The sequence below is a fragment of the Streptomyces sp. NPDC002690 genome (assembly GCF_053592415.1).
In genome coordinates this window covers 1-10325 of record NZ_JBSFVR010000270.1, presented here as the reverse complement: position 1 = coordinate 10325, position 10325 = coordinate 1, and the positions used below count along the sequence as shown (strand labels likewise).

Here is a 10325-nt window from a genome sequence, read left to right as displayed (position 1 = left end):
ACGCCCCGGGCTCAGCGCCGCCGACAGCCTCGGCGTCTATCTGACGTACGCACCCCGGACCGGGCGGCGGGACGCGGAGCGCGCCCACGAACCGGCGCGCGCGAAAGCGCACTTCGCAGGAGGTCCCATGACCGACCGTCGTACCGTCCTCATCACCGGCACGTCCTCCGGCATCGGCCTGGCCACCGCGGTCGCCGCGGCCGAGGCAGGCTGGGACGTCGTCGCGACCCTCCGCGACACCGGCCGGGCCGGCGCCCTGCGCGCCGCGGCGGAAGCCGCCGGCGTGGCGACGCGTGTCCGGGTCGCACGCCTCGACGTGACGGACCCGGCGTCCGTCGCCGAAGCCGTCTCCGGGGCGGTCGCCGAGTCCGGGCGGCTCGACGCCGTGATCAACAACGCCGGAGTCGGACAGCTCGGCACCGTCGAGCAGCTCGGCATCGAGCCGTTCCGTGCCGTGATGGAGGTGAATTTCTTCGGGGTCGTGGAGGTGACACTCGCGGCGCTCCCGCATCTGCGCGCGAGCGGAGGCCGGGTCATCACCGTCAGCAGCCTCGGCGGTGTGATCGGGCAGCCGTTCAACGAGGCCTACTGCGCCGCGAAGTTCGCCGTCGAAGGCTTCCTGGAGTCACTCGCTCCGGTCGCCGCGAGCACCGGCGTACAGGTCTCCGTGGTCGAACCTGGGCCGGTGGCGAGCGAGTTCGTCGCCTCGCTCGGTCCGTCCGTGCCGGGGCTGGCCGAAGCCGCCGGACCGTACGAGGCCGCGTTCAAGGCGTACCTCGCCACCACGGAGGGCCTCTTCGACCAGGCGCAGAGTTCGGCCGAAGCCGCGGCCGCCGTGGTGGACGTACTCACCGCGGAGCGGCCCGCGTTCCGGGTGCAGACCTCCGGCCTCGCCCGGCAGCTCGCCGGGATCAAACTGGCCGACGCCGACGGCTCCGCCGTCCAGACGTTCACCACTCCCTGGCTGTCCTGACCCCGCTGTCACGGAAGTGCCACCACCTGGGCCGCGTGCGCCAGTCCGGCGCCGAAGCCCACCAGCAGCGCCAGGCCGCCCCGGGGCACCGCGCCCCGGGCGAGCAACTCCTCCATGGCGAGCGGGATGGACGCCGCGGAGGTGTTGCCCGCCCGCACGATGTCCCGGGCGACCACGACGTGGGGCGGCAGCCGCAGCGCCGCGGCCGCCCCGTCGATGATCCGCAGATTGGCCTGGTGCGGCACGAACGCGGCCAGATCGTCCGGGGTCAGACCGGCCGCGTCGAGTGCGGCCCGCGCCGTCCTCGGCACCGTCGCGACCGCCCACCGGAAGACGGCCGGCCCGTCCATCCGCAGGGTGGGCGGTGCGGCGGCCGTCGCCGATCCGACCGCCGGCCACGGCGAGGAGTGCGCGATGGCCTCCTGACGCCCGCCCTCGGAACCCCAGACCACCGGTCCGATCCCGGGCTCGACGGCCGGGCCGACCACCACCGCGCCGGCGCCGTCTCCGAAGAGGAAGGCCGTCCCGCGATCCGTCGGGTCGACGATGTCGGACATCCGCTCCGAACCCACCACCACGACGTACCTGCTGCTGCCGGACCTGATCAGCGAGTCGGCCGCCGCGAGCGCGTGGCAGAACCCCGCGCACGCCGCCCCCACGTCCATGGCGCCCGCCGACTTCGCCCCCATGAGGTGGGCGACCCGGGGAGCGGCCGGCGGCGACTGCTCCCGGTGGGACATCGAGGCCAGCAGTACCGTGTCCACGCTCGCGGGCGCGACGCCCGCCTGGGCCAGTGCCTTCACCGAGGCGGCTGCCGCCATGGCGACGACCGTCTCGTCCGGGGCGGCGAACCGCCGCGCGGCAATGCCCGACCTGCGCCGGATCCACTCGTCGCTCGAATCGATCGGCCCCGCGACCTCGTCGTTGCCCACCACCCGGGCGGGCCGGTGGGCGCCGACCCCGAGTACACGGGATCCGGGGACCGGCACCGCCGCCCGCAGCCTCCCCGGTGCGCCGGCCGCCACCTTGTCCGCCGGTCGCCCTTCCGTACGCGTCTCTGTCGCGCGGGTGTCCGTCGTACCGGTGCTCATCACGCCCCCGGCACGGACGACGGGATCGCGCGTCCCTCGAACTCGCCGTCCAGATAACGTCGTCGGGTCTCGCGGCGCTGTACCTTCCCGCTCGACGTCTTCGGCAGCGAGCCGCGTCGGACCAGCAGGACCTCGTCCGTCTCCAGCCGCTGCCCGTCGAGCACGGCGGCCCGCACGCGGTCGCGCAGGCCTTCGGCGCCCCCGTCGCGCTGGGCACGGCCGTCCGCCTCGACCACCAGTACCAGCCGCTCGGCCGCACCGTCGTCCACGGAGAAGGCCGCCGCGCAGTTCGGCTGGAGCGCCGGGTCGGCGCTCTCCGCCGACACCTCGATGTCCTGCGGATAGTAGTTGCGGCCCTTGCGGATGATCACGTCCTTCAGGCGACCGGTGACGAACAGCTCGTCCTCGTGCAGGAAACCGAGGTCGCCGGTACGCAGCCAGGTACCCAGGTCCTCCTCGCCCGCCAGCAGCGCCCGGAAGGTCCGCTGGGTCTCACCCGGCCGACCGTGGTAACCGTCGGCGACGCAAGGGCCGTTGACCCAGATCTCGCCCACCGATCCGTCCGGCAGCCCGGTCAGACTCTCCGGGTCCGCGATCCGGACCGTGGTGGCGCCGACCGTGGTGCCGCTGCCCACCGCGTGCACCGTGCGCGCGGAGGACGCCGGTACCTCTCCGGGAACCTGCGGTGCCGTGACCGGCTGCGCGCGGCCCTCGCGCAGCGCCTGGGCCGACAGGACGAGCAGCGTGGGCTCCCGGTCCTCCCGGCTGCCGGTGGCCTTGAGGGTGTTCTCCGCCAAGCCGTAGCCGGGGCACATCGCGCTCGGCCGGAAGCCGGCCGGGGCGAACGTCCCGGTGAAGGCGCGCACCGTGTCCCACCGAACCGGCTCGGCCCCGTTCGCCGCGACCCGGAGCGAGGACAGGTCCAGCCCTTCGGCGAGGCCGTTGTCGGCGGCGTCCCGCACGCACAGCTCGTACGCGAAGCTCGGCGCGGCGGTGTGGCTGCCCCGGAACCGGGAGATCGCCTCCAGCCAGCGCGACGGCCTGCGGATGAACGCCTCCGGGGCCATCAGGTAGGCCGGTATCCCCGCCCACAGTGGCAGGACGACCCCGAACAGCATCCCCATGTCGTGGAAGAGCGGCAGCCAGTTGACGACGGCGCTGTCCGCCCGGGTGGGCCACAGCTGGTCCGTCTCCGCGACGTTGCTGCGGAAGTTCGCGTGGGTGACGCGGACGCCCTTGGGGTCACCGGTGGAGCCGGAGGTGTACTGGAGCAGGGCGGTGTCGTCCGGACCGGCCGGCGGTCCGGACCATTCGGCGGCCGGCGTTCCGTCCGTGGCGCTCTCGGCCGGTGCGTCGAGCGTGTCGGAGGCGAGGAGGGTGAGACCCGCCAGCTCGGGGGACCCGCCGAAGCGCTGCTCCAGATCGCTCTTGACGGCGGCCGTGGTGAGCACGGTTGTCGTTCTGGCGTCGTCGGCGATGCGCCGCAGCCGTTCCAGGCCGCGCTGCCGGGTCGGCACCTGGACGGGAGCGCCCGCGACACCGGCGTACATGCAGGCGAGGAGCGTGGAGACGAACTCCAGGCCGGACGGGTAGAGCAGTACAACCGCTCTGCCGCGCAGCCCCGCCGAGTCGAGCCTCGCGGCGCGAGACCGTGCGGAGAGATCGAGTTGACGGTACGTCAGTGTCTGCTCCGGGCTCTCGCCGTTGCGCAGGAAGACGTAGGCGAGGTCGTCGGGCCTGGTCCGGGCGCGCAGGCGCAGCACTTCGGGGAGGCTCGGCAGCTCGCCCGTCGTGGCGTCCGGGGCGCCGGAGCGGTGCCCCGGAGTGCCGGTGGTGGGGATGGTGGGAGTGGCGGAAGCGGTGGCGGTCATGGGGTGTCAGGCCTCTCGTCGCTGCGGCGCGGGTCGCCGGTGCGTTCGGCTCGGGGCACTCATGGCGGTTACGGACGGCGCGGCGCGGTTACGGGTTCGGTCCGGCGCGCCCGGGGCGGACGCGGGTGGTGCGGTGCGTGTCCCGTGCGGAGCCCTCACCGGGCGGGAGCGGGCTGCGGGAAGAGCGGCGAACGCAGTGGGCCGAGCCGCTCCTCGCCTATCCGGGCGCGCAGTTGGGGGTCCGTCACGCCGAGACCGGCCTCGGGGGCGAGGGCGAGGACGCCGATCTTGCCGGTGTGGCTGTTCGTCTGCACCAGGCGGGCCGCCTCGCCGACCTCGGCCAGCGGGTACACCTCGGAGAGGACCGGCGCGATGCTGCCGAGCTTGAGCAGCCGCATCATCTCCGCCGCCTCGTGGAGGTTCATTCCGTGACTGCCCACGATGCGCTTGAGGTTCATCCAGAAGTACCGGTTGTCGAAACTGTGGTCGTAGCCGGTGCTCGAACCGCAGGTGACGACCGTGCCGCCGCGTCGCGCGACGATGACCGAGATGCCGAAGGTGGCGCGGCCGACATGGTCGAAGACCACGTGCGGGTCCTCGCCGAGTTCCGCCCGGATGGCCCGGCCGAGCCGTTTGGCCAGCTCCACCGTCCCGGCTCCTTCCGCGGGCTCGCCCCCGATGCCGATCTCCTCGCGGTTGATCACCACGTCGCAGCCGAGCTTGCGCAACTGCTTCGCCTTGGCCTCGGAGTTGACGACCCCGACCGGGATGCCGCCGCCGTTCTTGACCAGTTGGACGGCGAACGCGCCGAGCCCGCCGGTCGCACCCCAGATCAGGACGATGTCGCCCTGCTTGATACGGGCGCCCCGGTCGCTGACCAGCATGCGGTACGCGGTTCCGCCGCAGAGCGGCACACAGGCGGCTTCCTCCCAGGTCAGATGGGCGGGTTTGGGCAGCAGCTGGCTGGCCCGTACGACGGTGTAGTGCGCGAGGCCGCCGAAGTTGGTCTCGTACCCCCATGCCTTCTGGTCGGCACCGAGCATGCCGTCGGAGTGCGTCACCGGGTCCTGTTCGTCCACCACGGCAGCGTTGACGGCCACGTGGTCGCCCACCTTCCAGCGCCGGACCCCGGCGCCGGTGCGTACGATCACGCCGGCCGCGTCGGACCCGACGACCTGGAACGGCTGGTCGTGACGGGCGTTGTAACCGCCGGTGCGGGCGTAGCGCTTGAGCGCGTTGAACGTCGAGACGGGCGAGAAGGTCGCCGACCAGACGGTGTTGTAGTTGATGGAGCTGGCCATGACCGCCACCAGCACCTCGTCCGGGGCGAGTTCGGGCATCGGTACCCGGTCCACCCTCAGTGAGCGGCGTACGTCCTTGTCGGCCACGCCGTCGAAGATGCCGACGTCCTCCTGTCGGATGTGGGCGGCCACGAAGTCCGTGGGGACGGGGGCGCGCTCCAGCTCCTCGGGTGAGGCTCCGCGGAGAACGGCCTCGGTCAGAGAATCCATTTCTGATTCCTCCCGGATCGGTGAGTCGATGGATCGTGAGGCTTTCGCATTGTTTCCATTCGACGCTACGGCGGTCCTTTTCCGGAACGGAACCCCTATTCCCCGCACTCCTAGGGGGTGCCTTCCGGATGCGGGCCAGAACCAGTGGTGCGGCGTGAAATCGCAGGTCCGGCCGGAGTGATGGGGGTCATAGGGGGAGGCTAGGGGTAGGCGCCGAAGACCTCGGGGGTGAGGATGTGAGAGGTGGTTCCGGGGGTTCGGGCACCCCTCGGAAAAAATCCGCAGATTCATTCCCGCCCGGTCGCTGAATTCCGGTACCACGGAAATCTGGACCCATTCCGCCGGAAACGCTCCGTGCGACGATCGAGAAGGGCTCGGCGATGACGATCACCAGTCAAGGTGCCAACCGCACGGCCGGTGCCGGCCACGGTGGGGGCCGGGCCGTCGCCGTGATCGGACTGGCGTGCCGACTGCCCGGAGCTCCCGACCCCGACTCCTTCTGGGACCTGCTGAGCAGGGGGGCCGACGCGATCCGCCCGCTGCCGCGGGACCGCCGCCCGACGGCCCCCGGCGGGCGGGGGAGCGGCGGAATCTCCGACGAGGATCTGCCCGGCGGCTTCTTGGACGAGGTCGACCACTTCGACCACGCGTTCTTCGGGGTGTCCCCGCGCGAGGCCGCCGAGATGGACCCCCAGCAGCGGCTGGTCCTCGAACTCGCCTGGGAGGCGTTGGAGGAGGCCGGAATCGTCCCCGGCTCGCTCGCCGGTACCCCGGTCGGCGTCTACCTGGGGGCGATGGCGTACGACTACGCGCTGCTGCGCCACCGGGAGGACGCCGAACCCCTCACCCGGCACACCCTGGCCGGCCTCAACCGGGGCCTGCTCGCCAATCGTGTCTCCTACCACCTCGGGCTTCGAGGCCCCAGCCTGACCGTCGACTCCGCCCAGTCCTCCGCCCTCGTCTCCCTCCACCTGGCCCACCGGGCCGTCCGGGACGGCGACTGCGACCTCGCGCTGGCCGGCGGGGTGAACCTCAACCTGGCGCCCGACAGCACTTCGGCCGCCGCCCGCTTCGGCGGACTCTCCCCGGACGGGCGCTCGTTCACCTTCGACTCCCGCGCCAACGGGTACGTACGGGGCGAAGGCGGCGGCCTCGTCCTCCTCAAACCCCTGGACGCGGCCCTCGCGGACGGCGACCGCGTGCATGGTGTGATCCTCGCCAGCGCCGTCAACAACGACGGTGCGACCGAGGCCCTCACCGTGCCGAGCACCGACGCCCAGCGGGAGCTGCTGAGGCTGGTGGCGGACGAGGCGGGAATCGACCCGCACGAGGTCCAGTACGTCGAACTGCACGGCACCGGCACCCCGGTGGGGGACCCCGTGGAAGCCGCCGCGCTCGGCGCCGCCTACGGTGTGGGCCGAGCCGCCGGTGAGCCGCTCCTCGTGGGCTCGGCGAAGACCAACATCGGCCACCTGGAGGGAGCCGCCGGGATCGCCGGCTTCCTCAAGACCGTGCTGAGCCTGAAGAACCGGAAGATTCCGGCGACTCTCAACCATGAGACGCCCCACCCGCGCATCCCGCTCGACACGCTGCGGCTGCGGGTCCAGCGCCACCTGGGCCCTTGGCCCAGGCCGGACCGCCGGCTGATCGCCGGGGTCAGCGCCTTCGGCATGGGCGGGACCAACTGCCACGTTCTGCTCGCCGAGCCGCCCGCTCCCGCTCGCCCGTCACCCCGGGCCCCTGGAACCGGGACCGCCGCCGAAGCCACCGCCCGTGCGGAGAGCACTCGTACAGAAGACGCCGCCCGTACAGAAGGCGCCCTTGCGGAGGCCGCCCGTGCCAAGGCCCTCCTGCCCTGGACGCTCTCCGCCGCCGACCCGGCCGCCCTGCGGGCCCAGGCCCGACGGCTCGCCGCACACGTACGGGCCGATCCGGACGCGACCCCCGACGGAACCGGACACGCCCTCGCCACCACCCGTGCCCTGTTCGACCACCGGGCGGTGGTCCTCGGTGCCGGCCTCCCCGGCCTGCTCGCAGCCCTGGACGCCGTCGCGGCGGGGCGCCGCACCCCGGACGTCGTGACCGGACGCGCCCGCGCGACCGGTCCCCTCGCGTTCCTCTTCCCCGGTCAGGGAAGCCAGCGTCCCGGTGCCGGCCTCGGGCTCCAGCGCACCACACCCGCCTTCGCCGGGGCGCTGGACGAGGTGTGCTCACATCTCGACATCCACCTCGAACGTCCCCTGCGCGAAATCCTGTTCGCCGCACCCGGTACCCCGGAAGCCGCTCTGCTCGACCGCACCGAATACACCCAGGCCGCCCTCTTCGCCCTCGGCGCGGCTCTCCACCAGCTGCTCGAACGGCACCTTCCGCGGCCGGACTTCGTCCTCGGCCACTCGGTCGGCGGCCTCACCGCCGCGTACGCCGCGGGGGTGCTGCCGCTCGCCGACGCGGCCACCCTCGTCGCGGCGCGCGGGCGCCTGATGGGTGAGGCCCGCACCGGCGGGGCGATGGTCGCGGTGGAGGCCACGGAGGAGGAGACGGCCCCCGTACTCGCCGACTATGCCGGACGCCTGGCCCTGGCCGCCGTCAACGGCCCGATGGCCGTGGTGCTTTCGGGAGACGCCGACGCGGCCGAGGAGGCCGCCGCACGGTTCGCGGCCCAGGGGCGTCGCACCCGCGCCCTCAAGGTCAGCCACGCCTTCCACTCCCCGCACATGGACGGTGCGGTGGCGGAGTTCCGCCGGATCGCCTCCGGTCTCACCTTCCGCCCGCCGGCCCTCACCGTGATCTCCGACGCGACCGGAGTGCCGGTCGGCCCGGACGCGCTGACCTCCCCCGACTACTGGGCCGAACACATCCGGCGCCCCGTCCGGTTCCACGACGCCGTACGCACACTGAAGGCTCAAGAAGTATCCGCCTACGTCGAGTTGGGACCCGGGAACGTCCTCACCGCGCTGACCCGCTCCATCCTCGCGGCGGACGGCGACACCACCGCGACCGCGGTGCCGCTGCTGCGTCCCGGTACGCCCGAACGCTCCTCCCTGCTCACCGGACTCGCCGAACTCCACACGACCGGCACGGCCGCCGACTGGTCCGGCTTCTTCGACGGCGCCGGCCGCCCGGAGCGCGCCACCCTGCCGACGTACGCCTTTCAGCGGCGGCCGTTCCGCTTCGCCACCGTGACGCGGGCCGGGACCGCCGCGCCGGACGCCGGGCCGGCACCGGCCCCGCAGGCCGAGGGCCGGGCCGAGCCCACACCGGGCCGGGAACTCCCGCACGTCGAGAGCGTGCCGGACACCGCCGCCCGACCGGACTTCCTGCGCCTGGTGACCGCCGCCGCCACGGAGGTCCTGGGCAGCACGTCCGCGGACGGGTTCGACACGGAACGTACCTTCAAGGCGCTCGGCCTGGATTCCCTCGGTGCCGTGGAGTTCGCCGACCGGCTCTCCCGCGCGAGCGGGCTGCGGCTGGCGCCCACCCTGACCTACGACCACCCCACGCCGTTCGCGCTCGCCCGGCACCTGGAGGCGGAGTCCCGGCGGGAGGCCGCACCGGAGGCCGTACAGCCGCCCGGGAAAACGGCGTCCGACGACGATCCGGTCGCCATCGTCTCCACCGCCGGCCGGTGGCCCGGCGGCGCCGACACCCCCGAACAACTCTGGGACCTGCTGCTTTCGGGCACCGACGCGACCAGCGGCTTCCCGGTCAACCGGGGCTGGCCAGAAGACCTCCATCACCCGGACCCCGACCGGCCCGGCGGATCGTACGTCGCACGCGGCGGGTTCCTCCACGACGCCGACCGGTTCGACGCCGACTTCTTCGGCCTGTCGCCCCGCGAGGCCGAAGCGATGGACCCCCAGCAGCGGCTGCTGCTGGAGACCTCCTGGGAGCTGCTGGAACGGGCCGGAGTGGACCCCGCCACCCTGCGCGGCAGCGGTACCGGCATCTTCGTGGGCGCGACCCAGCAGGAATACGGCCCCCGGCTGCACGAGACCACCGGGGACGGCGCGGGCCACCGGCTCACCGGCGCGACCGTCAGCGTCGCCTCGGGGCGCATCGCCTACGCCCTCGGCCTGGAGGGCCCGGCGCTCACCGTGGACACCGCCTGCTCGTCGTCCCTGGTGGCACTCCACCTCGCGGCCCGTGCGCTGCGCTCCGGCGAATGCGATCTCGCGCTGGCCGGTGGTGTGAGCGTGATGGCCGCACCGGGCATGTTCACCGAGTTCAGCAGGCAGCGCGGCCTGGCCCCGGACGGGCTCTGCAAGCCCTTCGCTGCGGCGGCGGACGGCACCGCCTGGTCGGAGGGGGTGGGGCTCGTCCTGCTCGAACGCCTCTCGGACGCCCGCCGGAACGGTCACCGGGTGCTCGCCCTGGTCCGGGGGAGCGCGGTGAACTCGGACGGCGCAAGCAACGGTCTGACCGCCCCGAACGGCCCGTCCCAACAGCGCGTCATCCGGCAAGCCCTCGCATCGGCCGGGTTGACCGCCGCGGACGTCGACGCCGTGGAGGCGCACGGCACCGGCACCACCCTCGGTGACCCCATCGAGGCCCAGGCGCTGATCCACGCCTACGGACAGAACCGCCCCGAGGACCGGCCGCTCCTGCTCGGCTCCCTGAAGTCCAACATCGGCCACACCCAGGCAGCGGCCGGCATATCGGCGGTCATCAAGATGACCCAGGCCCTCCACCACGGTGTGCTGCCCGGGACACTGCACGTCGACCGCCCCACGCCGCACGTCGACTGGAGCCGGGGCTCCGTCGAACTCCTCACCCGCGAGACCCCGTGGCCGGCCGTGGACCGCCCGCGCCGCGCCGCGGTGTCCGCGTTCGGCATCAGCGGCACCAACGCCCACCTCATCCTCGAAGAGGCGCCCGCCGG

At 73.2% G+C, this 10325-nt stretch carries 5 protein-coding genes; 2 read left to right on the top strand and 3 right to left on the bottom strand.

The annotated features are described in order from the left end of the window. On the top strand, positions 1-973 hold a 973-nt coding region (locus ACWD3D_RS26790), incomplete at its 5' end, for an SDR family NAD(P)-dependent oxidoreductase (RefSeq protein ID WP_451463354.1). Between the two features lie 8 nt (positions 974-981). Here ACWD3D_RS26790 and ACWD3D_RS26785 read toward each other — a convergent pair. The 3 genes from ACWD3D_RS26785 to ccrA all read right to left on the bottom strand — a co-directional run bounded on the left by ACWD3D_RS26785 (position 982) and on the right by ccrA (position 5446). Continuing rightward, positions 982-2064, bottom strand: a complete 1083-nt coding sequence (locus ACWD3D_RS26785) for a beta-ketoacyl-ACP synthase III (protein ID WP_451463353.1) — start codon at positions 2062-2064, stop codon at positions 982-984. Continuing rightward, positions 2064-3935, bottom strand: coding sequence for a fatty acyl-AMP ligase (locus ACWD3D_RS26780; RefSeq protein ID WP_451463352.1), 1872 nt, complete (start codon positions 3933-3935; stop codon positions 2064-2066). The genes ACWD3D_RS26785 and ACWD3D_RS26780 overlap by 1 nt, the downstream gene beginning before the upstream one ends. Before the next feature lie 155 nt (positions 3936-4090). Next, entirely contained in the window at positions 4091-5446 is a 1356-nt protein-coding gene (ccrA, locus tag ACWD3D_RS26775; RefSeq protein ID WP_451463351.1) for a crotonyl-CoA carboxylase/reductase, read from the bottom strand. Between the two features lie 380 nt (positions 5447-5826). Here ccrA and ACWD3D_RS26770 point away from each other — a divergent pair. Continuing rightward, on the top strand, positions 5827-10325 hold a 4499-nt coding region (locus ACWD3D_RS26770), incomplete at its 3' end, for a beta-ketoacyl synthase N-terminal-like domain-containing protein (RefSeq protein WP_451463350.1).